We start from the raw sequence: 22428 nt of genomic DNA, 5'->3' as shown, positions 1-22428 counted from the left end.
GGCGAAGCAGCTCAAGTAGCTCATGTAGATTAAGCAGGAGGCATTTAATGTTTTCAGTACAACAAACTATAGCCGGGTTTGATCCGGATCTGTCCAACGCGATGACGCTTGAGCGCCAGCGTCAGGAAGCTCATATCGAGCTGATCGCGTCAGAAAATTACGCAAGCCCGCGCGTGCTCGAAGCACAAGGTTCCGTGCTGACCAACAAGTACGCTGAGGGCTATCCCGGCAAGCGATATTACGGTGGCTGTGAGCACGTTGACGTTGTGGAGTCGCTGGCAATCGAGCGTGCCAAGCAGCTCTTTAAGGCTGACTATGCAAACGTACAGCCGCACAGTGGTTCGCAGGCGAACGCCGCAGTTTATCTGGCGCTGCTCACGCCCGGCGACACGATTCTCGGCATGAGTCTCGCGCATGGCGGCCACCTGACGCACGGCGCGAAGGTGTCGTTCTCGGGCAAGCTCTACAACGCGGTTCAGTATGGGGTCGATACAAAGACCGGGCTGATTGACTATGACGAGGTCGAGCGGCTTGCGGTTGAACACAAGCCCAAGATGATTGTGGCGGGTTTTTCGGCCTATTCGCGTGTGCTGGATTTCGAACGTTTTCGGGCAATAGCGGACCGAGTCGGCGCCTATCTGTTCGTCGACATGGCGCACGTCGCCGGGCTGGTTGCAGCAGGGCTCTATCCGAACCCCGTACCGTTTGCCGATATTGTCACGACGACCACGCACAAGACTTTGCGCGGCCCGCGCGGCGGTCTGATTTTAGCCAAAGCCAACGCCGAGATCGAGAAAAAGCTCAACTCGATGGTCTTCCCGGGTACCCAGGGTGGCCCGCTCATGCACGTGATTGCGGCAAAGGCGGTTGCATTCAAGGAAGCGCTCGGACCGGACTTCGTCGAGTACCAAAAACAGACCATCGCAAACGCGCGAGCAATGGTCGCGGTATTCATCGAACGCGGCTACGACGTTGTGTCCGGTGGCACGGACGATCACTTGTTTCTCGTCGACTTGGTCGCAAAGGGGATGACCGGCAAGGACGCGGACGCGGCGTTGGGCCGTGCTCACATCACGGTCAACAAGAACGCGGTGCCAAACGATCCGCAATCGCCTTTCGTGACGAGCGGCATCCGAATTGGAACGCCTGCGATCACGACGCGTGGTTTCAACGAGTCCGATGCTGTGCTGACGGCCGCGCTCATGTGCGATGTGCTCGACAACTTGGGGGACACGCAAGTTGAGGAGCGTGTCCGCGAACAAGTCGCGGCACTATGCGCGCGCTTGCCTGTGTACGCCGGACTCTAAGAGAAAAGCCATGAACGTCAGTACCTTTGATCTCTTCAAAATCGGCATCGGACCGTCGAGCTCCCACACGGTGGGGCCGATGATCGCGGCTTGCCGGTTCGCCACACGCATGCTTAAGGCGCAGACGCTGAACAAGGTTCGTGCGATCCGCACAGACTTGTATGGTTCACTGGGTGCGACCGGCAAAGGCCACGGCACTGACAAGGCGGTTTTGCTTGGGCTTGAGGGAAACCTCCCGGACACCATTGATCCCGACTACGTCGATAACCGGCTTGCCCACATTCGTGCAACGAAATCGATCGATGTCGCCGGGGTCCATCGGATTGCCTTCGAGGAAAAATCGCAGATTGTGTTTCTGCGTCGCGAGGTGCTGCCGTTTCATTCCAATGGCATGCGATTCACCGCGTTTGATGAAGGCGGAAAGGTACTCGATGAGCAGGCCTATTACTCTGTCGGGGGCGGCTTTGTTGTAGACGATGCAGGAGAACGGCTCAACGGTCAGGAAGGCGTGGCGCAGGTTCCTTACCCGTTCAAGACAGGCCTCGACCTGTTGCGCATGTGCGGGGAGGGCGGTATATCAATCGCGCAACTTATGGTCGCCAATGAAACCACTTGGCGCACACCTGAAGCAGTGCGGCAAGGGTTATTGAAGATCCGGGACGTGATGTCAGCGGCGATCGCCCGCGGCTGCGCGATGGAAGGTCACTTGCCCGGACCGATGAAGGTCAGGCGTCGAGCGGCGGAGCTCTTTCAACAGTTGAAAGCCCAATCTGAAGAGAGCCTGCGTGACCCGCTGTCGATGATCGACTGGATCAACCTCTATGCGATGGCGGTGAACGAGGAAAACGCGGCCGGCGGCCGCATTGTGACGGCGCCGACAAACGGCGCTGCGGGGATTATCCCGGCGGTGCTGCAGTACTACATGAAGTTTGTCCCGGGCGCGAACGATGACGGCGTTGTCACATTCCTGTTGACCGCCTCGGCGATTGGCCTGCTGTACAAGGAAAACGCTTCAATCTCAGGTGCTGAGGTTGGATGCCAGGGCGAGGTCGGTGTTGCCTGCTCAATGGCTGCCGCAGCGCTTGCGGCCGTGATGGGTGGCTCCCCGGAGCAGGTTGAAAACGCCGCCGAAATTGGCATGGAGCACAACCTCGGCATGACCTGCGATCCGGTTGGGGGCCTCGTGCAAATCCCCTGCATCGAGCGCAACGCAATGGGCGCGGTGAAGGCTGTGAATGCCGCACGCATGGCGATGCGAGGAAACGGCAAGCACTACGTGTCGCTCGACAAGGTCATCAAGACCATGCGTGAGACGGGCGCCGATATGAAAACCAAGTACAAGGAAACGTCTCGCGGGGGCCTTGCGGTCAACGTGATCGAGTGTTGAAGGAGAAAATCATGAGTCGGTATTCGATATTCAGTCTGGTGCGCAATGCTTTGTCGTATCACGAGAACTGGGAGCGGGCGTGGAAGAGCCCGGAGCCCAAGAAGGAGTATGACGTGGTCATCGTCGGGGGAGGAGGGCACGGTCTGGCGACAGCTTACTACCTGTCGAAAGAACTCGGCGTGCGCAACATCGCGGTGCTGGAAAAGGGCTGGATTGGCGGAGGCAACACCGCTCGAAATACCACCATTGTTCGTTCGAACTATTTGTGGGACGAGTCTGCTGCGCTTTACGAGAAGGCGTTGAAGCTGTGGGAAGGTCTCTCGCAGGACATCAACTACAACGTGATGTTCAGCCAGCGCGGTGTAATGAATCTCGCGCATACACTGCAGGACGTGCGTGACACGGAGCGCCGCGTCAATGCGAACCGGTTGAATGGCGTCGACGCTGAATTTCTGACACCGGCACAGATCAAGGAGATCGTACCGGTGATCAACCTTCAGAGCCGCTATCCCGTGCTGGGCGCATCGTTTCAGCGGCGCGCCGGCGTCGCGCGACATGATGCGGTGGCGTGGGGCTATGCGCGTGGCGCGGATCACCATGGCGTAGACATCATCCAGAACTGCGCGGTAACTGGCATCCGTCGTGACAATGGCGCCGTCACCGGGGTCGAAACCGTCAAAGGGTTTATCAGGGCGAAGAAGGTGGCGGTGGTTGCCGCCGGCAATACAAGTGTTCTCGCCGAAATGGCCGGTATCCGTTTGCCGCTCGAGAGTCACCCGTTGCAGGCGCTGGTGTCGGAGCCGATCAAGCCGATTGTCAACACGGTGATCATGTCCAACGCCGTGCACGCCTACATCAGCCAGTCCGACAAGGGCGATCTGGTGATCGGCGCGGGCATAGATCAATACACGGGTTACGGTCAGCGCGGAAGTTTCCATACGATCGAAGCCACGTTGCAGGCGATCGTCGAGATGTTCCCGGTGTTCAGCCGAGTGCGTATGAACCGCCAGTGGGGTGGCATCGTCGACGTTTCCCCGGACGCGTGCCCGATCGTCAGTAAGACAGACATCAAAGGTTTGTACTTCAACTGCGGCTGGGGCACGGGTGGCTTCAAGGCGACGCCAGGGTCGGGCTGGGCATTCGCCCACACGATCGCCAACGATGCGCCGCATGCGCTAAACGCGCCGTTCTCGCTCGACCGGTTCTACACCGGCCATCTGATTGACGAACACGGCGCCGCAGCCGTCGCGCACTAAGCGCGCACTACGACTAAGCAGGAGACCTTTATGTTGCTCATCCAATGCCCTTGGTGTGGTCCGCGCGCCGAATCGGAGTTTTCATACGGTGGGGAAGCCGACATCGTGCGACCGCTTGATACAGAGCATCTCTCCGACAAAGAGTGGGGCGATTACCTGTTCATGCGCAAGAACACACGCGGCATGCACCGCGAACAATGGAACCATGCGCAGGGCTGCCGGCGCTGGTTTAACGCCGAGCGCGACACGGTGACCTATGCATTCCGGTCAGTCAGCAAGATCGGCAGTTTGAATGATGGAGAATCAGCATGAGCCAGCAGAACCGTTTGCAATCGGGCGGCCGAGTCAATCGTGCAACCCCTCTGACCTTCACGTTTAACGGCCGCACGTATCAGGGCTTCCAAGGCGACACGTTGGCCTCGGCATTGCTCGCGAACGACGTACACTTTGTCGCACGCAGCTTCAAGTATCACCGGCCCCGCGGCATTGTCACCGCAGGGGTTGAAGAACCGAACGCGTTGGTGCAACTCGAGTGTGGTGCTCACACGATTCCCAATGCTAGGGCGACCGAGATCGAGCTCTATCAGGGACTCGTTGCGACGAGCGTGAACGCCGAGCCGAGCCTCGAGCATGACCGCATGGCGATCAACCAGAAGTTTTCGCGCTTCATGCCGGCCGGGTTCTATTACAAAACGTTCATGTGGCCGCGCAGCTTCTGGCCCAAATACGAAGAGCGCATTCGGCACGCCGCGGGTCTGGGCAAGGCACCCGAAGTCCTTGACCCCAGCCGCTACGACAAACGCTTTGCGCATTGCGACGTTCTGGTGGTGGGCGCAGGTCCCTCGGGCCTCGCTGCGGCGCGAACGGCCGGGTCAAGCGGCGCACGGGTCATTCTCGTCGACGACCAGCCTGAACTGGGCGGAAGTCTGCTGTCGACCGGCGAAACCATCGACGGCCGACCGGCCAGCGCGTGGGTGCAGGCCATCGAACGCGAGCTCGAGAACATGCCCGAGGTGACCGTCCTGACGCGTAGTACTGCGTTCGGCTATCAGGATCACAACCTGGTCACGGCAACGCAACGTTTGACCGACCACCTGCCGGTTTCGACGCGTGGCGTCACACGCGAGCGCTTGTGGAAGATTCGCGCGAAGCAGGTGATTCTTGCAACGGGGGCGCATGAAAGACCGCTGGTATTTGGCAACAATGATCTGCCCGGAATTATGCTGGCGTCCGCGATCACGACATACATCAAGCGATACGGTGTCGTGCCAGGACGGCGAGCCGTGATTTTCACCAACAATGACGAAGGGTATCGCGCCGCGCTGGATCTTAAGGCGTGCGGTGCTGATGTCACAGTGGTGGATGCACGCAGCGCGAGCACCGGTGAATTGCCCCGACATGCAGCGCGCAATGGCGTCGCGATTGTCAATAACGGGGTAATTACCGAGGCGAAGGGTAAAGAGCGAGTCAAGAGCGTGTCCGTTTCACAATATGCCAACGGGCGTGTAGTCGGGCATATGGCTACGCTGGGTTGCGACCTGGTGGGTATGTCCGGAGGCTGGAATCCGGTGCTGCATCTGTTTGCCCAGTCGGGCGGCAAAGCCGCATGGAAAGACGACAACGCGTGTTTTGTGCCGGGCGCGAGCGTTCAGGCCGAATGCAGCGTTGGTGCGGCGCGTGGCGCCTTTCAGTTGCCCGAAGCGCTCGCTGACGGCGTCGCTGCGGGCCGGCAATCGGCAAAATCTTGTGGTTTTGCACAGTGCACCGTACCGCAATGGCAGGCGAAATCCTCGGGTGAGACGCCGCTATTGCCGCTGTGGCTGGTAGCAAATTTAGGCGAGGCGTCGCGGGGGCCGAAGCGGTTTGTCGACTTCCAAAACGATGTGTCCGCGGCTGACATCCTGCTCGCCGCGCGGGAAGGCTATCACTCTGTCGAGCACGTCAAGCGCTATACCGCGATGGGCTTCGGCACCGATCAGGGCAAGCTCGGCAACATTAACGGCATGGCGATTCTTGCCAGCGCGCTGGGCAAAACCATTCCCGAAACGGGCACCACCACCTTCCGACCGAACTATACCCCGGTGACCTTTGGGACAATCGCCGGACGCGAATTGGGCGACTTTCTGGATCCGATCCGCAAGACTTGCATCCACCCCTGGCACGAAGCACACGGTGCTGCATTCGAGGACGTGGGTAACTGGAAGCGCCCCTGGTACTACCCGAGGAACGGCGAGGACCTGCACGCAGCGGTCGCGCGCGAATGCCTCGCGGTGCGCAACAGTGTGGGCATTCTGGACGCATCGACACTCGGCAAGATCGATATCCAGGGCCCGGACGCCGCCACACTGCTTAACTGGATGTACACCAACCCGTGGAGCAAGCTGGAGGTAGGCAAATGCCGCTACGGCCTGATGCTTGATGAAAACGGCATGGTGTTTGACGACGGCGTGACCGTCCGGCTCGCCGAACAGCACTACATGATGACCACCACAACGGGCGGCGCCGCAAGGGTGCTGAACTGGATGGAGCGGTGGCTTCAAACGGAATGGCCGGACTTGAAGGTGCATTTGAATTCGGTCACCGATCACTGGGCGACATTCGCCGTGGTTGGGCCCAACAGCCGCAGAGTGCTCCAAAAGGTGTGTGCGGACATCGATTTCGCAAACGCGGCGTTCCCATTCATGACCTATCGCAACGGCACGGTGGCCGGGGCAGCCGCGCGCGTCATGCGTATCAGCTTCTCCGGTGAACTGGCGTACGAAGTCAACGTGCCGGCGAATTTCGGACGCGGCGTATGGGAAGAACTGATGAGCGCCGGTCGCGAATTCGACATCACGCCCTACGGCACGGAAACGATGCACGTGCTGCGCGCGGAGAAGGGCTACATCATCGTCGGCCAGGATACGGACGGTTCAATCACCCCTTTCGATCTCGGTATGGGCGGGATGGTTGCGAAAAAAGACTTCCTCGGCAAGCGGTCGCTGACGCGCTCGGACACACAGCGCGAAGGACGCAAGCAACTCGTTGGGCTGAAGAGCGTCGACCCGCACATTGTCTTGGCCGAAGGTGCGCAGATTGTGACGACGTCGTCAGCGCCGGGCATTGCGCCGATGTTGGGCCACGTTACGTCAAGCTACATGAGTCCAATCTTGCGACGCTCGATTGCTCTTGCCGTGGTGAAGGGCGGCCTCGAAAAAATGGGCCAACGAGTCTTTGTGTCGATCTCCGCCACGCAGTGCGTCGAAGCTGAAGTTTGCAGTCCTGTGTTCTACGATCCGGAAGGAGTACGGCAACATGTTCAATGATCTGATTCAGGAGTCGCCGCTGGTCGGCATCGAGCCGATAGTCGCGTCTTCCTCGAGCGGCATGTCCGGGCGCTTTCAGCTCACCGAGCGACCGTTCATGACGCTTCTGACATTACGCGGCGATGGCGCTATGTTCCACGCGGCGGTTGAGCGGGTGTTGGGCGTCGCGCTGCCGACGTCGTCTGGCGAACGCGCGGTAGCAGGCGAACGTGTGGCGATCTGGATGGGGCCAGACGAGTGGCTGATCCAGTCGACCCAGGATATGGCCGCCGATCTGGAGCGAGGATTTCGCGACGCACTCGGCAGTCAACACTACGCAGTTGTCGACGTCAGCAGTGGCTATACCGTGATCGACATCGAAGGGGCGAATGTGCGCGCTGTGCTGGCAAGTGGTTGTCCGCTTGATCTCCATCCGCGTGCGTTCGTTGAGGGGCAGTGTGCGCAAACGCACTTTTTCAAGGCAGGCATCACGCTGTGCCGCAATGGCGACGATCGGTTTCAGGTCATCGTGCGGCGCAGCTTTGCCGAATACGGCTGCCTCATGTTGCTCGACGCGGCGCAACCGTATCTTGTATAGCACCCGTGTTCGTTGCTGCGCTCGCCATACAGAGGAGATCAATCGATGAACCCGACCGAAGCCCTACCAACAATCGAATGGGAGGTCGTGATCGATCAGTTGCGAGCGCAGACCCGGGTCGGGATCTACGGCCATGAACGCGTGTCGCAACCAGTGGTAATCGATGCGGTGCTGCATTGTCGAAGCCTGGCGCTGCCGGAGCATATCGAAGATTGTCTGGATTACGACGCGTTCTGCCGGATGCTCTGCGCTTACCTCGACGAACAGCCACACACAGATCTGGTGGAACGGCTTGCCGCCGATCTGCTGGCGTTGGGCTTCGACCGCTTCCCAATGTTGGAAGACGCCGTGCTCACGCTCTACAAGCCACACGCAGTGCGCTCCACTGAGCGGGTTGGTGTACGCCTGCGCTGGAGTCGTCATGACTATCTGCGCTGGCGTGCCCACTTGGTTGCGCTCTCTGTCACCAAAGGCGGGCGCGCATGACACATCCGACCCACGGAGTCGCAATGACTGAAACAATTACGATGAGAGCGAAGCGAAGCCCCCAATTTGCGCTGACCGTTACCTGTCCAAGTGCACCCGGGCAGGTGGCCGCCATGGTTCGCTTTCTCGATGAGCACGGATGCTATATCGACGAATTTAACGTGTTCGACGACGACTCAAACGCGCGTTTTTTTGTACGCTGTATTTTTCACGCAACTTCTTCGCACGAGTTGCAAGTCGACGCGTTGCGGGCAGAGTTCGTGGCGGTCGCCCAGCGTTTCGACATGATTTGGGCGCTCCACGACGTCTCTGTCAAGCCGAAGGTGCTGATCATGGTGTCGAAGCTTGATCATTGCCTCGCCGACCTGCTGTTCCGCTGGCGCATGGACGAGTTGAAGATGGACATCGTCGGTATTGCATCGAATCATCCCGACCTGCAGCCGCTCGCGCTCGCGAATGGCATCGCGTTTCACCATTTGCCGCTGACCGCCGATACCAAGCCGCAGCAGGAAGCGCAGATGTTGGCCCTGATCGAACGCACCGGTGCCGAACTGGTTGTGCTCGCGCGCTACATGCAGGTGCTCTCAGCCGAACTTAGTGAGCGGCTCGCGGGGCGCGCCATCAATATTCACCACTCGTTTCTGCCTGGATTCAAAGGCGCAAAGCCCTATCACCAGGCCCATGCCCGCGGCGTGAAGCTGATCGGCGCAACAGCGCACTTCGTGACCAATGATCTCGACGAAGGTCCGATCATCGAACAGGTCGTGGAACGGGTCAATCACGCGTATGACCCCGAGCGGCTGCTTGCAACGGGACGCGATGTTGAATGCCTCGCGCTTGCGCGCGCGGTCAAGCTCTTCGTCGAACGTCGCATTTTTATCAACGGTAACCGAACCGTCGTACTTCAGTAGTTTCAGCAGGTCGAGGCCGGTGAAGTGGCCCGAAGAGCCGCAGCCGAAAACGCAGCAATCTCACGATTCATGTTTGGAGACACCAAATGAGTACCAAGAAAGCGGTTTCAGGCCGGTCAGCGGCTGCCGGCGTCATCTCACGGCCGGGCATACCTTTCCCGTCGGGAAATGGCCAGGCAACGCCGGCGCCAGACGGGCGTCTGCTTAAGCGCGCGGCGATGGCGAGCTTCATCGGGAACTTCGTCGAGTGGTTCGACTACGCGTCCTATGGCTATCTGGCGACCATCATTGCAGTAGTCTTTTTCCCAAAGACTGATGCCGCAACGGGTCTGCTTGCCGCCTACGCCATCTTTGCAATTTCGTTTATCGTGCGGCCGATCGGAGGTATCGTTTGGGGCCACTTTGGCGACAAGATCGGTCGTCGGACGGCACTTTCGCTATCCATCTTGATCATGTCGGCCTCGACGTTCGTGATTGCTTTCTTACCGACGTACGCCCAAGTCGGCATCCTCGCGCCGATTCTTCTATTGGTCGTTCGACTTGTCCAGGGGTTCTCCGCCTCCGGTGAATATGCGGGAGCATCCGCATTTCTCGCTGAATACGCGCCGGAGGGCAAGCGGGGCATCTATACGAGTATCGTTCCCGCCAGCACAGCTGCGGGTCTTTTGTTCGGGTCGATTTTTGTAGCCGTACTACACGCGGTCCTCACGGCTGAACAAATTCAGTCGTTTGGCTGGCGCCTGCCGTTTCTGCTTGCCGCGCCGTTCGGGCTGATCGGGCGTTACATTCGAGTACGTCTGGAAGATACGCCGAAGTTCAAGGCACTCGAAGCGTCGCAACACGTCGCGCGTGCGCCCGTCACGGAACTGCTGACCGTCCATCGTGGAAAGATGTTGATCGCGTTTGGCGTCACGTGTCTGAACGCAGTGGCGTTTTATCTGGTGCTGAGCTACATGCCCACCTATCTGTCGACCGAGATGGGCATGGGAGAAACGGAATCATTTATCGCGGCGACCATTTCTCTCACCGCCTATATTGGCTTCATCTTCATCATGGGGGCTCTTTCGGATCGTTTCGGTCGCAAAACAATGCTGATCGGTGCTTCGGTCCTGTTTGTCATACTGACGGTACCGCTGTTCAAGGGACTTGTCGGTGCCAGCTTCATGACAATCGTGATGATCCAGATTGCGTTCGGTGCACTCCTGACGATGAACGACGGCACGCTGCCATGCTTTCTGTCGGAGATTTTTCCGACGCGCGTCCGGTATAGCGGGTTTGCCTTCTGTTTCAATGCTGCAAACGCGTTGTTCGGTGGCACGGCGCCCTTCGTTGCGACTTGGTTAATCCATACGACGGGTAGCAAGCTCGCCCCAGCGTGGTACATGGTCGGCGCGGCTCTCGTCGCTCTAGTTGCCATGCTTGCTAGCCGAGAAACATCACGAGCGCCACTCGCAGACGACTAGCTATTCCATTTGATTGCGTGGACTCGCGTCGCAATGGCGCAGCTCCTGTCATCAGCGTTCATCACCGGCCAGACCCTGTCTTTTCGGCATCGCGCCTAGCGAAGGTGGGGAGATGCCAGTGATAACGGAGCGAGAAGAGACGCAAGCCCACGCATACAAGCGTGGCAGCCCATGGGGTCCACGGTTGTGACAGGCCAAATTCCTCGCAGGCGACCAGGATTGCCGCGCCCAGCAGTGCCGCGGACGCGTAAATCTCCCTTTGCAGGATGACTGGTACCCGTGCAAGTAGCACATCGCGTAATGTTCCGCCGCCTACGGCGGTCGTCACCCCCAGCAATATCGCGACTTCGGCATTGTGACCGTAAGCAAGCGCCTTTTGGGCGCCCGATACTGCAAACAGCCCGAGGCCGATAGCGTCAAAGAAAAGCACCGGGTGTCGCATCCGCCTCACTTGTGGGTACGCGACGATCGTCGTCAATGCAGCGACCATGGCGGCAACCAGATAGCGCCAGTTGGACAGCCCCGCTGGCGGCACCGCCCCAATGCACACATCACGCACGATGCCTCCGCCACATGCGACAACGAACGCCATTACAACAACCCCAAACAGGTCAAGATTGCGCTGTTTCGCTGCCACGGCCCCGCTGATGGCAAACACGAACGTGCCGATCAGATCGAGTAGCAGAAACAAGGCATGTCCGGTCACGTAGAAACTTTCTCTTCACAGAGCCACTCCGCTGCAGCGCACAACATGGCCTGTAGTCCCGTTTTCAACGTGGGATTTAAGGTTGGTGCGTATTTCGGAGAATGGTTGCTGGGCAGCAGATTGAGCTGCTTGTCTGCCTTCGCCTTCGCATAAACCTGCGGATCCGTGCCACCGACGATCCAGAATACGTACGGCACCTCCCAGCGACGGCCAAATACGCTGAAGTCCTCGCTTGCCGCGGCAGGAGGGGTTTCATGGGCGCGGTCGCCGAACTGTGTCTCGAACGCATGCGCAATACGCGCGGTGGCTTGCGCGTCGTTCTCGGTTAACGGATAACTGCTTAGCGTGGTGAACTCAGGTTCCTGCGGCGAATTGGAGGCTGTGCATTCGGCGCAGCAGATACGCCGGATCGCTGACAGCATGTAGTCACGCACGTCTTCGTCATAGGTTCGAATGTTCAGCTTGAGCGTCGCATCATCGGGGATGATGTTTTCTTTCGTCCCCGCTTGCAGCGCTCCGATTGTCAGCACGGCACTGTCGCTCGGCGCGATTTCGCGCGAAACAATAGTTTGAAGGCGCATCGTCGTCGCTGCCGCCATGATCACCGGGTCGATCGATGTTTGCGGTTGCGAACCATGCGAGCCGCGCCCGAATAGCTTCACCTTGATGCTGTCGCCTGCCGAAAGAATCGTGCCACTGCGGTATCCCACAGTGCCGGCCTCTCCTACCATCACATGTTGTCCGAGAATAATGTCGGGCTTTGGAAACCGCTTCGCCATGCCGTCGTCCATCATGCTTTGCGCGCCGCGACCAACTTCCTCGCCTGGCTGAAATACAGCCAGGATTGTTCCTTTCCACGATTCCCGGTGCTCGGCCAGCAGGCGTGCAGCACCCATCAGCCACGTCACGTGCAGATCGTGCCCACAGGCATGGGCGACGCCTACCTCGACGCCATCTTCATCCTTGGAGGTGGCGATGCTCGCATAGGGCAGACCAGTCGCCTCCTTCATCGGAAGGGCATCCATGTCCGCGCGCAGCATGACCGTCGGGCCTTCACCGTTGCGCAGCACGCCCACCACACCTGTCACGCCGACGGCGCGCGTTACCTCGAATCCCTGCGCAGCCAGGTAGTCGGCTGCAATGCGCGCGGTACGCACCTCCTGCATCGACAGTTCCGGGTTTTGATGCAGATCCTTGTAGATCGCTTCGAGTTCCGGGAGCAGTTCGTCAACGCGAACGGTCAACGCAGTCATGAACGAATTCATATGTCCACCTTCAATGGTTACAAAGCTTGCATTGCCATAGGAACACCATGGCGGGGACGCGATTTTTCGCGCCAAAGCTGAAAGATGCGGAGTGCCTGCCGGCAGTAGACGCGGACGGCTACAATTAATAAGTCTACTTCCACCTTCTTCGAGGTGACAATCGCGCCGGGTGAGATCACCTATCGAGTCTAGGCTGCCGGGGTGCCGGACGCTTGAGAATTCCCTTTGGGTATTGTCCGCATGATGGCGATCATCGCCACCACGACCATCAGCACGTTGAACAGCAATGCGATGGCGGCCGCATAGCGCACGGCAAGATTGTTGGTTCGCCCAAGGGCGATCTCAGCCATCGGAGAAAGACCCTCCATGTGGCTTAGCGACGTAAAATCGCCGCCGAGATAGCCACGCCAAAGGCCGCACCCAGCGACGAAGCCATTCTGTAGATGCATGAGGCCGATCCTGCCTTGTCGTTGGGGACGTTGGACAGAGCAGCATCGGTCGACGGCTCGCTGAAAAGTCGTTCGACTCGCCAACTTGAAGCCGCGATCCGCGATTAAATTGATAGCTATGACGAAAATCTTCGACCGTTTATGTGGGAGAAATCAGCCGACGAAATCTTGGCTATCGCGCAGTTTGAAAAAGTCGAGGCGTAAACGCTATGAACATCAACACTGACGCAACCGATAAGGTTGTATTAGCACTCCTCCACTCAACTTGACCTTGCACGATCGTAATCGGGCATGGAAGGACGTCGACAGGGCTATGTTGAATCGACCCTACAAAGGAGGCCTAATCAGTGACCCAACCACCAAAACGAGGTCAGTGATCGTGACTGAGACGAGGGCTTACGAGAGTCCGAACGGCTCTTTAACCTGCATTTCGATGCCGGCGGCGCTCGCGAGGAACAGCGGCCGCCACGCCGGCCGCCAGGAGGCGTGATTCGTGATGAGCAATATCCGGAGCTTAGCGCCTCACCGGCAACACCATCCCGCGGCACTCCCCAAATCCGATGCGTGCAGCGCCGGCCGTTTCGCACCAGCCGCGCATGATGATGAGGTCGCCGTCTTCGAGGAAAGTCCGCTGTTCGCCGTCGGGCAGGCTCAGCGGCTGTTTTCCGCCAGCGGTGAGTTCAATAAGGGCGCCGGCCTGATCCAGAGAGGGGCCGGAGAGAGTGCCGGTGCCGAAAAGGTCTCCGGGCTGCAGGTTGCAACCGTTCACTGTGTGATGCGCAACCATCTGCGCGATCGTCCAATAGGCATGCCGGTAACTCGTGAGGCTGAGCCGTGCGCCTGGCCTGCCGGCCGCGCGCATCGCTTCCGTTTCGAGACAAACTTCGAGTTGCACGTCGATCGCGCCAACTTCGCGCTGTTGTGCCGAATCCAGATAGGGCAGAGGCTGGGGATCGCTTTCCGGCCTTGTGAAGGGGACACGGTACGGCGCAAGCGCTTCCAGCGTGACGACCCAGGGTGAGATGGTCGTTGCGAAGTTTTTCGAGAGGAATGGTCCAAGTGGCTGGTATTCCCAAGCCTGGATATCACGGGCTGACCAGTCGTTGAGCAGGCATAGGCCGAAGACGTGCGATTCAGCCTCGGTGATCGGGACCTGCGTTCCTGACTCGTTGCCTGTGCCGATAAAGATTCCAAGTTCCAGTTCATAGTCCAGGCGCTTGCTAGGACCAAACTTTGGTTGCGTTGCCCCCGGAGGGAAGGTCTGGCCAATAGGACGTGAGAACGCGTGGCCGGAAACGCCAATGGAGGACGCACGGCCGTGATAGCCGATTGGTACCCATTTGTAGTTTGGCATCAGGGGACTGTCCGGGCGAAACAGCTTGCCGATATTGGTCGCGTGATGCACCGACGTGTAGAAATCTGTGTAGTCACCGATGCGCGCCGGAACGGTGTACTCAGCCTCCGCTTGTGATACCAGCTTGTCCGAAAGAATCGTTGCCTCTGGCGCACCTGTGCGCAATGCCCGAGAAAGGGCGAGCCGCAGTGCGGACCAGATTGCGGGTCCCATGGCCATCAGCCGGTTCAGGCTTGCGTCGCCGCACGCAGCTGCGGCGAAGGCCGCCTCACCCGAGAAAACGCCGCTTCCTGCGGCTGCCCCGAGATCGACGATCCGGTCGCCAATGGCTACGCCAACGCGGAATGCCTCGTCGCAACCCTTGCGGCGAAACACGGCGAAGGGAAGATTTTGAATCGGGAAATCACTTCCCGGCTCGTTTGCTTGCGCGACCCAGCTCGTAAGAGTCGGGTCGTGCGATTCATTGAGCATTGACATGCGGTATCTCCATTGTGCGAATTCAGAGCTGCGCCGGATTGAAATGCTTTTTCAAGCCTTGCCAGCATTGGTAGTACTCACTTTGCAATTGGGACGATTCGAGCGCGTAGCGCGTCGGTCGGATGACGGCAGGCGTTTCGAACATGAACGCCATGGTGTTCGTGACGTGGTCGGGCCGAGTCGTGTCAGCTGCGCTCGCCTTGGCGAATGTATCGGCGTCCGGGCCATGCCCGCTCATGCAATTGTGAAGCGACGCGCCACCAGGCGCGAAGCCTTCAGCCTTCGCGTCGTACGCACCATGAATCAGGCCCATGAATTCGCTGGCGAAGTTGCGGTGGAACCACGGCGGGCGGAAAGTGTTTTCCATCGACAGCCAGCGCGGCGGGAAGATGACGAAGTCGATTGCGTCGACGCCAGGTGTGTCGGTGGGGGCCTGGAGCACCAAAAAAATCGACGGATCGGGATGATCGTAGCTGATCGAGCCGATCGTGTTGAAGCGGCGCAGGTCGTATTTGTACGGCGCATAGTTGCCGTGCCACGCGACCACGTCGAGCGGGGAATGGTCAATCTGGGCGTGCCAGAGATTGCCTTCGAATTTCGCGACCAGTTCGAACTCGCCTTCACGGTCTTCGTAGGAAGCGACCGGCGTGAGGAAGTCGCGCGAATTAGCCAGGCCGTTGGATCCGATCACGCCGAGGTCCGGCAGCTTGAACAGTGCGCCATAGTTCTCGCAAACATAGCCGCGCGCCTCGCCATCTGGCAATTCCACGCGAAAGCGCACGCCGCGCGGGATGACGACGATCTCCTGCGGCTCCACCTCGAGCAAACCCATTTCAGTCGCCAGGCGCAGCCGTCCCTGCTGCGGCACGATGAGCAGCTCGCCGTCGGCATTGTAGAAGAAACGGTCGGTCATGGAGCAGTTGGCGGCATACAGGTGGATTCCGCATCCGCTCCCTACGTCGGGGCCACCGTTGCCCGCCATGGTCACCAGGCTCGACACGAAATCCGTTGGTCCATCGGGCATCGGCAAGGGGTCCCAGCGCAGCTGATTCGGCGGTGTTGGTACTTCGTCGAAGCGGCTCAGCAGGCGAGCGTTCTCGATACGCTCGAACGGCAAGTGCATGGCGGCCGGACGGATCCGGTACAACCACGAACGACGGTTGGTATGGCGCGGCGCAGTGAATGCCGTGCCCGAGAGTTGCTCGGCGTAAAGCCCATAAGGCGCGCGTTGCGGAGAGTTGCGCCCCACGGGAAGCGCACCGGGCAGGGCCTCGGTGGCAAATTCATTGGCGAAGCCGGTTTGATAGTTAAGTGTCATTGTTTCGATCTCCTGCAAAAAACATTGGCCCCCTTAGAAAAGGGTGGCGATGCCGGCCGCGCTTGCATGCGTGGCCGGCGACCCGTCACTTATTCAGACATCCCCTCGCTCGCATCGTCGATTAGGTTCAGCGCGACGGCCGGGTCGTCGATCGTATCGATCGCGAGCATCGCGAAACGCGCGAGAAACAATGAAGTGTTGGCCTCGCCTACTTGGGTCATGGTCTTGCACAGTCGGGTGTAGACGTTATCGAGGTCGCTGTCGGTCATGGCGTTCTCCTTTATCGGGTTGGTCGTGATCACGAGTTAAGGGCGTGGTGGATGGCTGTCGCAATATCTGCGGCTGCTGCCGCGTGCCAGCGCCCCAGCACATGACCGTCCGGGCGAACGAGATACACGGTGCCGGGTCTGGCGCCATACATGGCAAACAGCCGACCCGTATGGTCCCAGTTGTGATCGCTTTTCGTCTCAGGGTGCAGATGCGAAGTCACAGGGATTAGTTTGAAAGGTAGCTTCTCGCCTTGAAGTGTTGCTTCGAGCGCAAAGAATTCTGTAGGTATCCTACCGTCTTCGCTAAAATGCAAGGCTGTGAAGCAGGGGGTGACCAGGTCTGTCAGGTGAGCTTCCCTCGCGTTGCCGCCCTCGACGATCGTCAAGGGACACTCGGGAAGTACTGCGCCCGGCACAGGACCTGTCGTAAATGCGCCCGGCTCTATCTCCGCAGCATTCAGCGGTGACGCGGTATAGGTTATTGCCGAGGTCTGCCGCGGGTTGATCAAGGAACGCACGCGTTCATGCTTGATCGCCAAACTCAAAACAGCTTTGCGCATCAACTCGAAGGCGAACGACGGCGGCGCCATAAATTCGGTACTCTTGGTGCCGTAACTGAGATTTTCGTGGGCGGCAAAGACGCGCTCGGCTGAGTAGCTGTCGAGAAGTCCCTCGGAGGCGAGGCCGCGGACCACGAAGGCCAGTTTCCACGCCAGATTGTCCGCGTCGTCGATTCCTGAGTTTGCGCCGCGTACGCCAAAAATCGGGACTAGGTGGGCTGCATCGCCGCCGAACAGCACGCGGTCATGACGATAGCTTTCAAGGGTCAGGGCATTGGCCTTGTAGATCGTGATCCAGATCGGGGCCCAGTCACCACGCTCGCCCATCATGTTTAACAAGCTCTGCACCCGCGGGAATACGTTTTCCGGCTTCACCGCCTGCTCGGCGTCTTCGCCGTCACGCAATTGATAGTCGATGCGCCAGACATTGTCAGGCTGCTTGTGGACCAACACAGTGGAACCCGGGTTGGACGACGGGTCGAAGTAGGCCAGGCGCTCGGTCGGCCGGTCGCTCTCAAGCTCGATATCGACGATCACATAGCGGCCCTCGTAGCTCGTGCCCTTGAGCTGCAGCCCTAGCGCCTCGCGAATCGTGCTGCGCCCGCCATCACAGGCGACGACCCAGTCCGTGTTGAGCGAATAGTCGCCTTCGGGAGTTGCAAGGTTAAGGGTGGCGCCGTCCACGCGCGATTCGATGGCGGTCGCCCGTGTCTGCCAGCGGATATCGATCAGGTCGGATTTCCGTTGCGCGGCGTCCAGCAGAAACTGCTCGATGTGATATTGCGCAAGGTTCACCATCGGCGGCAGTTTCTGGTTGTCGTCCTGCGGCATTTTGAAGTGCAGCACTTCGGTGTCGCGGTAGAAGCTTCGCCCACCGGCCCATGGCAGCCCGGTCTTCAGAAACCCGTCCGCTGCACCCAGGCGCTCGATGATTTCCAGACTCCGGCGCGAGATACAGATGGCCCGGCTCCCAGAGCAAACGGAGTCGTCGGCTTCGATCAATACGGAGGGAACGCCATGGTTGGCCAGTCCGAGGGCCACCGTCAGACCGACTGGACCTCCGCCAACGATCGTAACTGCATGTCGCTTTGTTTCAATGCCGTTGTCCAGCTTCGGCAACTTGGCAGCGTATTTTTTTGCAGTAAAAGGGTAAGGTTTAAATTCCATCGTTTGCTCCTTAACGAATTCTTGAACGAAGTGCGGCTGGGATCGTGGTTGGCCCGTCCCTCGTCGCTAGACACTTCGCCATAGTTTGAGTCGAACAGCCGGCGCAGCGAGCACCGTCTAGCTCACGCTGCTTGCCGGTTCAGTGCGGCGCTGGCGCGTCGGCTCGATCGGCAGTACAGCCACTACGACGGCGCCAATCACGAGCAGTGCAGCCGCATACAGCAACCCGGCCGAGAAACTATGCGTCAGGTCTTTCAGCCATCCCACCACCAGTGGATTCAAGGCCGAGCCGATATTGCCTGTAGCATTGATCACTGCGATGCCGATCGCACGGGCTCGGAAGCTCAGCGCGTGATCGGGGGTCGTCCAAAAGATGGACATGGCGGTGTACGATCCTGCCGACGCCAGGCAAATACCCAGCATTTGAACCACGGGCTTTGCCGAGTAAGCCGTGCAAAGCCAGCCAGCAGCGGAGAAGAGCATGGGCAGCAACAGGTGCCACTTGCGTTCCTGCTTACGATCAGAACGCCTTCCCCACCAGATCATCGCGACGATCGTGCAGATTTGCGGGATCGCAGCCATTAGACCGACGGTGCGGTTGCTCGCGTCGGTATTGAAGCTCTTCACGATCAGCGGTGTCCAGACGGCGACCATGGCGAGCGTGTTGACGAGACAGAAATAGGCGAGCGCAAACTTGATAACGGTCGGCGAGACGAGTTCGCTGAGAAGGCTTCTTTCTTCCGTTGCCGATGTGCGCGGCACGGGATCGACCCGGTGCTCCGCGGCGAGCGTGAGCGACAGCGTGCGCTTTTCATCTGCGCTGAGCCAGGTCGCCTTTGCCGGGCCGTCGTGAAGATAAGCGAACACGACGAGTCCTAGGATTGCCGAGGGCAAGCCTTCAAGAAAAAACAGCCATTGCCAACCTTTAAGTCCGAGAGTCCCGTCCAGTGCCAGAATGTATCCCGACAGCGCGGAGCCGACAGCGGCCGTCACCGGCATTGCGATCATGAACAAGGCATTGGCTCTCGCGCGATATGCGCTCGGAAACCAGTAGGTCATGTAAAGCAAAATGCCTGGCAGAAAACCGGCCTCCGTCACGCCGACCAAAATGCGCAATAGATATAACGTGCCCGGGCTGGACGCAAACATGGTTGCCGTGGATGCCAGACCCCATGCGATCATGATGGTTCCGATCCATTTCCGCGCACCGATGCGCGCCAAAACGATGTTGCTCGGAATGCCGAACGCGATGTAGGCGATATAGAACAACGTTGTGGCCAGACCGAACTGGACTCCGGAAAGGCCGAGGTCCTTCATCATGGTTAGTCCGGCAAATCCAATATTGATTCGATCCAGGAACGAGACGAAGAACAGGACGAAGAGAAACCAAAGCAAGTGTCGAGAAACCTTGGCAATGACATGCTGCTCTTGCAGTGAAGCGCCCGGTCCAGCACCGTTCGCCGGACCGCCAGGCAGTGGGCCGCGGTCGGCCGATGGGGTGGTTTCCATGTAGGTCGTCTCCAGAATCAGGTCTATGTCGAGCGCCACAGCGCTCAATGCAATCGCATCAGGTTCGTCAGGGCGGCGAGGTATGGCGATGACTGGAGTATGGGGTGCCACTAGCTCGCGCTGTCCCCAAAATGGGTACGACTTGAAGGGCGAGATGGGATGGGGGAAACCCTTAACGTCACGCGACCAAATGGACAGTCGACGTCGGATTGACGGGACAGTGCAGGATCAGTTTCTGCCGGGAGCCAGGCACAAGGCGAACAACTGACGTTGGCTCGAAATGCCGAGGCGGCGGTAAGCGCGCTTCTGGTAGGTCACGACGCTGGAGGCCTTGACGCCCATCAGTTCGCCGATTTCTTGCGCCGTGCGGCCCTCCAACACGCCGCAGAGCACATCGAGTTCTCGCTTGGATAAGTCCGGGCAGATCCCACGGACCCGCGCCAACATGAGCTGCGGAATGCCGGTCTGAATTTGGCCACAAAGCGCGTAATGATGCTTGGCGGCATTAGCGATCAGCGGGGCGAAGGCTTCGATCAGCGCGATTTCGCTCGGGTGAAAATTTCCCCGCCTACGATCCCGATAGAGATTGACTGAGAGCCAGATTTCCTGTGACGGTTGCAGCAAAAGGGAAAGTCGGCCCGACACGTCGGGCTGGTGATAGCACGCGGCCCGATAGCCCTCATGCAAGATGTCTTCGCTGCCTTGCTGGTGTAGCAAGACGGATGAGCCGAGCTTCTGGGGACTGACCGCCGAGATAATCGTTTGGTTGCCGTCCAGGGCGTAGAAGCGCTTGGCGTACGTATCTGCCACGTCACGCAAATATCGGCCGCCGCGGTGATCCGCCACGGAGATCGTCCTGGGGCGATTGCCGAACTCGTATGCAAATACGGTGCACTGTGAGATTCCCGCGGCATCCCCTAACAACTTCAAGACTTCCGCGGCGAACGCATTGGAATCTTCACACCCGATGGATGAGACTAGGCTTGTCGCTCCGGACAGGTCTAGGTGGCCCGTCGGACTTGCGCGATCGAGACGCCATGAGCGCATGATTGGCTTCCGAAACCGTGAATTACCCGCCCGCTGAGCGACCGGTGTCCGATCATGTCGCAGATAGAAACCCATATGCGAGGGCGGCGACGACGCACCAACACGCATGACGACAAGTGATTATCACAGGCTGGGGGACATTTTGTTAGCCGAGGAATATGCTCGTTTCGGCCTCCGCCGGCGCCTCACAGTCAAATGTTGCGGATGCATTTTACTCGCGATCAGCAAGGGCGGCGATTTAACTGGATTTCCCAGCGGGACCAAGACAGTGGGGCGCGCGCTCTAGGCCCTGCTCGACATCGGGTCAGTCGAGTCCATCGCAGTGGGCGGCGGGTTCGTCCGATACGTAAGGGGCCGCGATCGCCGTCGTTGAATCGGCCGCCGCGATCAAGGCAGTTACCGTGCGGGGAAGGGGCTTCGTCTCGGTTGCATCCAAAGCCGGAAGCGCCGCAGTAGAAAAGCTCAAACCCGCCGCCCACACAGGCCTGTCCTAGTTCGCGAGCCGCGAAGCGCCGAAACTGGACCGCCCGAAACGGATGTCGATGCACCTCGTCGTGCCGGCCGGCCTCGGTCTGAGGCGACGAGAACTACGCGAAGGTGGTGGGCGCTCGCCGACAAGCTCAAAGCGGCATTGGGTGCCTCGCGTACCGCGGTCGATGCTGGCTTCGCGCGGAAGCATTGTCTGCCGGGCCAGATCGACAAGATCGTCGCGCCACACCTAGATGTCGGCGTCGGTACCTCGGGCTCGATCCACCACCTGAGCGGCATGGAAAAAGTCTAAGGTGATCGTCTCGATCAACCAGGATCTGAAAGCGCCAATTACCAGTGCCGCCGACGACCGGTGTAACTTAATTTGACATAAAGCTAAAATTGACCGATTTTTAGTATTTAGTATATACAAATACTTGAGTAGCTAATCGCTGTGGCGCGTGCTGAGGCGGCTCCGTATACGTCGTTCAAGTCACTAATGCGAACGCTGCCATATAAAGGATCGTCTTCGAAAGCTCAGCCGTATGAACAGAGCAATATTGACGATTGCATCAAAATTGTCGGTGATTGCCACCTGCGGTCCGGAGAGTTTTGAGCGCAACGGTACTCGCTTGCCAAGCAGCGAAAGATCGGCTATCCCCATCAAAGCCGCGCTGCAGCCGACCCACTCGCCACGGCCGTCACGCCCACAATCAGGAGCCCATAAACAATCGCCCACAAGCCGGCTCCTGCGCCTGTCGCATTCAACAGCGCATTGATCAGAAACAAAAAAGCAGGCCGCGCTCCAGACACCAGACGGACCCGCTCGGCCGCCCGATACCTGCGTGCCGCCAATCACCACGACGGCGACCGATAAAAGCACGTCGTCCGCGCCCATGTCGAGCGTTGCGCCGCCCGAGAATGCTGCCAGCAACAAAGCCGCCAGCACCGTGTCGTCTGGCCCGTAGAAGGCAGCCGTTGCCACTGGATAGCCCAGAAGCCTTTGGCCCGTTTTTTTTGCAAACTTGTCTCGGTGCCACTGAGCCTTTAATGTTGTGATCCCTTCGTCGCATGTCTAGCCAAGTGACGTAAGCGGTGTTCCGGAAGTTCAAAAGCGTAGCAAGCTTCTTGCACCTTGACATACGCG

At 59.1% G+C, this 22428-nt stretch carries 19 protein-coding genes and 2 pseudogenes; 11 read left to right on the top strand and 10 right to left on the bottom strand.

What is annotated here, in order from left to right:
* Positions 1–47 precede the first annotated feature (47 nt).
* The 9 genes from glyA to GSQ93_RS20045 all read left to right on the top strand — a co-directional run bounded on the left by glyA (position 48) and on the right by GSQ93_RS20045 (position 10692).
* Positions 48–1307: a serine hydroxymethyltransferase gene (gene glyA / locus GSQ93_RS20085; RefSeq protein ID WP_158937391.1), complete on the top strand. Its 1260-nt coding sequence runs from the start codon at positions 48–50 to the stop codon at positions 1305–1307.
* 10 nt (positions 1308–1317) lie between these two features.
* Positions 1318–2694 carry an L-serine ammonia-lyase gene (locus GSQ93_RS20080; RefSeq protein WP_158937390.1) on the top strand — a complete coding sequence of 459 codons (1377 nt, stop codon included), beginning with the start codon at positions 1318–1320 and terminating at the stop codon, positions 2692–2694.
* A gap of 11 nt (positions 2695–2705) precedes the next feature.
* Positions 2706–3950, top strand: coding sequence for a sarcosine oxidase subunit beta family protein (locus tag GSQ93_RS20075; RefSeq protein WP_158937389.1), 1245 nt, complete (start codon positions 2706–2708; stop codon positions 3948–3950).
* A 30-nt stretch (positions 3951–3980) separates the two neighbouring features.
* Positions 3981–4262 carry a sarcosine oxidase subunit delta gene (locus GSQ93_RS20070; protein WP_158937388.1) on the top strand — a complete coding sequence of 94 codons (282 nt, stop codon included), beginning with the start codon at positions 3981–3983 and terminating at the stop codon, positions 4260–4262.
* Positions 4259–7255, top strand: coding sequence for a sarcosine oxidase subunit alpha (locus GSQ93_RS20065; protein WP_158937387.1), 2997 nt, complete (start codon positions 4259–4261; stop codon positions 7253–7255). Before GSQ93_RS20070 ends, GSQ93_RS20065 begins: the two co-directional genes overlap by 4 nt.
* Entirely contained in the window at positions 7245–7832 is a 588-nt protein-coding gene (locus GSQ93_RS20060; RefSeq protein ID WP_158937386.1) for a sarcosine oxidase subunit gamma, read from the top strand. Before GSQ93_RS20065 ends, GSQ93_RS20060 begins: the two co-directional genes overlap by 11 nt.
* Positions 7833–7877: 45 nt before the next feature.
* Positions 7878–8318, top strand: coding sequence for a dihydroneopterin aldolase (locus tag GSQ93_RS20055; protein ID WP_158937385.1), 441 nt, complete (start codon positions 7878–7880; stop codon positions 8316–8318).
* 41 nt (positions 8319–8359) lie between these two features.
* The gene (gene purU, locus GSQ93_RS20050; RefSeq protein ID WP_158937503.1) at positions 8360–9229 is read left to right on the top strand and encodes a formyltetrahydrofolate deformylase; all 870 of its coding nucleotides are present in this window, start codon (positions 8360–8362) and stop codon (positions 9227–9229) included.
* Positions 9230–9315: 86 nt separating this feature from the next.
* Positions 9316–10692 (top strand): MFS transporter, encoded by a 1377-nt coding sequence (locus GSQ93_RS20045; protein WP_158937384.1) that lies wholly within the window; start codon positions 9316–9318, stop codon positions 10690–10692.
* A 61-nt stretch (positions 10693–10753) separates the two neighbouring features.
* On the opposite strand, the gene GSQ93_RS20040 is transcribed toward GSQ93_RS20045, so the two are convergent.
* From GSQ93_RS20040 to GSQ93_RS20030, 3 genes are all read right to left on the bottom strand, one after another.
* A complete protein-coding gene (locus GSQ93_RS20040; protein ID WP_158937383.1) occupies positions 10754–11398 on the bottom strand; it encodes a trimeric intracellular cation channel family protein in 645 nt (214 codons plus the stop codon).
* On the bottom strand, positions 11395–12663 hold the full coding sequence (locus GSQ93_RS20035; protein WP_158937382.1) for a M20 family metallopeptidase: 1269 nt from the start codon (positions 12661–12663) through the stop codon (positions 11395–11397). The genes GSQ93_RS20040 and GSQ93_RS20035 overlap by 4 nt, the downstream gene beginning before the upstream one ends.
* Before the next feature lie 188 nt (positions 12664–12851).
* Positions 12852–13112 (bottom strand): hypothetical protein, encoded by a 261-nt coding sequence (locus GSQ93_RS20030; RefSeq protein WP_158937381.1) that lies wholly within the window; start codon positions 13110–13112, stop codon positions 12852–12854.
* A gap of 209 nt (positions 13113–13321) precedes the next feature.
* Between GSQ93_RS20030 and GSQ93_RS38190 the strand changes: the two are divergent.
* A pseudogene (locus GSQ93_RS38190) lies at positions 13322–13544 on the top strand (DUF6429 family protein); the annotation flags it as partial.
* 82 nt (positions 13545–13626) lie between these two features.
* Here GSQ93_RS38190 and fahA read toward each other — a convergent pair.
* From fahA to GSQ93_RS20000, 6 genes are all read right to left on the bottom strand, one after another.
* The gene (gene fahA, locus GSQ93_RS20025) at positions 13627–14943 is read right to left on the bottom strand and encodes a fumarylacetoacetase (protein ID WP_158937380.1); all 1317 of its coding nucleotides are present in this window, start codon (positions 14941–14943) and stop codon (positions 13627–13629) included.
* 22 nt (positions 14944–14965) lie between these two features.
* Positions 14966–16261: a homogentisate 1,2-dioxygenase gene (hmgA, locus tag GSQ93_RS20020; protein ID WP_121947663.1), complete on the bottom strand. Its 1296-nt coding sequence runs from the start codon at positions 16259–16261 to the stop codon at positions 14966–14968.
* A gap of 89 nt (positions 16262–16350) precedes the next feature.
* Positions 16351–16530 carry a hypothetical protein gene (locus GSQ93_RS20015; RefSeq protein ID WP_121947662.1) on the bottom strand — a complete coding sequence of 60 codons (180 nt, stop codon included), beginning with the start codon at positions 16528–16530 and terminating at the stop codon, positions 16351–16353.
* A 29-nt stretch (positions 16531–16559) separates the two neighbouring features.
* Positions 16560–18257: an FAD-dependent oxidoreductase gene (locus tag GSQ93_RS20010; protein WP_158937379.1), complete on the bottom strand. Its 1698-nt coding sequence runs from the start codon at positions 18255–18257 to the stop codon at positions 16560–16562.
* A gap of 117 nt (positions 18258–18374) precedes the next feature.
* Positions 18375–19877 (bottom strand): MFS transporter, encoded by a 1503-nt coding sequence (locus GSQ93_RS20005; protein WP_254073953.1) that lies wholly within the window; start codon positions 19875–19877, stop codon positions 18375–18377.
* A 117-nt stretch (positions 19878–19994) separates the two neighbouring features.
* On the bottom strand, positions 19995–20813 hold the full coding sequence (locus GSQ93_RS20000) for a LuxR C-terminal-related transcriptional regulator (protein ID WP_158937378.1): 819 nt from the start codon (positions 20811–20813) through the stop codon (positions 19995–19997).
* Between the two features lie 373 nt (positions 20814–21186).
* Here GSQ93_RS20000 and GSQ93_RS38730 point away from each other — a divergent pair, with 373 nt between their 5' ends.
* Complete coding sequence (locus tag GSQ93_RS38730) at positions 21187–21594, top strand: FAD-binding protein (protein ID WP_121947658.1); 408 nt, start codon at positions 21187–21189, stop codon at positions 21592–21594.
* A 350-nt stretch (positions 21595–21944) separates the two neighbouring features.
* On the opposite strand, the pseudogene GSQ93_RS38185 reads toward GSQ93_RS38730, so the two are convergent.
* Positions 21945–22227, bottom strand: a pseudogene (locus GSQ93_RS38185) (ABC transporter permease); the annotation flags it as partial.
* Positions 22228–22428 lie beyond the last annotated feature (201 nt).

It is taken from the genome of Burkholderia sp. S171, from assembly GCF_009766085.1.
In the GTDB taxonomy this organism is placed as follows: Bacteria; Pseudomonadota; Gammaproteobacteria; order Burkholderiales; family Burkholderiaceae; genus Caballeronia.
This window is presented reverse-complemented; position numbering and strand designations above follow the sequence as displayed.

What these genes read in the sequence shown, in the direction of transcription:
- GSQ93_RS20010 (WP_158937379.1), bottom strand. Translation starts at nt 18,257, where the DNA reads ATGGAATTTAAACCTTACCCTTTTACTGCAAAAAAATACGCTGCCAAG.
- GSQ93_RS20000 (WP_158937378.1), bottom strand. Translation starts at nt 20,813, where the DNA reads ATGCGCTCATGGCGTCTCGATCGCGCAAGTCCGACGGGCCACCTAGAC.
- purU (WP_158937503.1), top strand. Translation starts at nt 8,360, where the DNA reads ATGAGAGCGAAGCGAAGCCCCCAATTTGCGCTGACCGTTACCTGTCCA.
- GSQ93_RS20045 (WP_158937384.1), top strand. Translation starts at nt 9,316, where the DNA reads ATGAGTACCAAGAAAGCGGTTTCAGGCCGGTCAGCGGCTGCCGGCGTC.
- GSQ93_RS20030 (WP_158937381.1), bottom strand. Translation starts at nt 13,112, where the DNA reads ATGCATCTACAGAATGGCTTCGTCGCTGGGTGCGGCCTTTGGCGTGGC.
- GSQ93_RS20060 (WP_158937386.1), top strand. Translation starts at nt 7,245, where the DNA reads ATGTTCAATGATCTGATTCAGGAGTCGCCGCTGGTCGGCATCGAGCCG.
- GSQ93_RS20055 (WP_158937385.1), top strand. Translation starts at nt 7,878, where the DNA reads ATGAACCCGACCGAAGCCCTACCAACAATCGAATGGGAGGTCGTGATC.
- GSQ93_RS20065 (WP_158937387.1), top strand. Translation starts at nt 4,259, where the DNA reads ATGAGCCAGCAGAACCGTTTGCAATCGGGCGGCCGAGTCAATCGTGCA.
- GSQ93_RS20015 (WP_121947662.1), bottom strand. Translation starts at nt 16,530, where the DNA reads ATGACCGACAGCGACCTCGATAACGTCTACACCCGACTGTGCAAGACC.
- GSQ93_RS20070 (WP_158937388.1), top strand. Translation starts at nt 3,981, where the DNA reads ATGTTGCTCATCCAATGCCCTTGGTGTGGTCCGCGCGCCGAATCGGAG.
- GSQ93_RS20075 (WP_158937389.1), top strand. Translation starts at nt 2,706, where the DNA reads ATGAGTCGGTATTCGATATTCAGTCTGGTGCGCAATGCTTTGTCGTAT.
- hmgA (WP_121947663.1), bottom strand. Translation starts at nt 16,261, where the DNA reads ATGACACTTAACTATCAAACCGGCTTCGCCAATGAATTTGCCACCGAG.
- glyA (WP_158937391.1), top strand. Translation starts at nt 48, where the DNA reads ATGTTTTCAGTACAACAAACTATAGCCGGGTTTGATCCGGATCTGTCC.
- fahA (WP_158937380.1), bottom strand. Translation starts at nt 14,943, where the DNA reads ATGTCAATGCTCAATGAATCGCACGACCCGACTCTTACGAGCTGGGTC.
- GSQ93_RS20035 (WP_158937382.1), bottom strand. Translation starts at nt 12,663, where the DNA reads ATGAATTCGTTCATGACTGCGTTGACCGTTCGCGTTGACGAACTGCTC.
- GSQ93_RS20080 (WP_158937390.1), top strand. Translation starts at nt 1,318, where the DNA reads ATGAACGTCAGTACCTTTGATCTCTTCAAAATCGGCATCGGACCGTCG.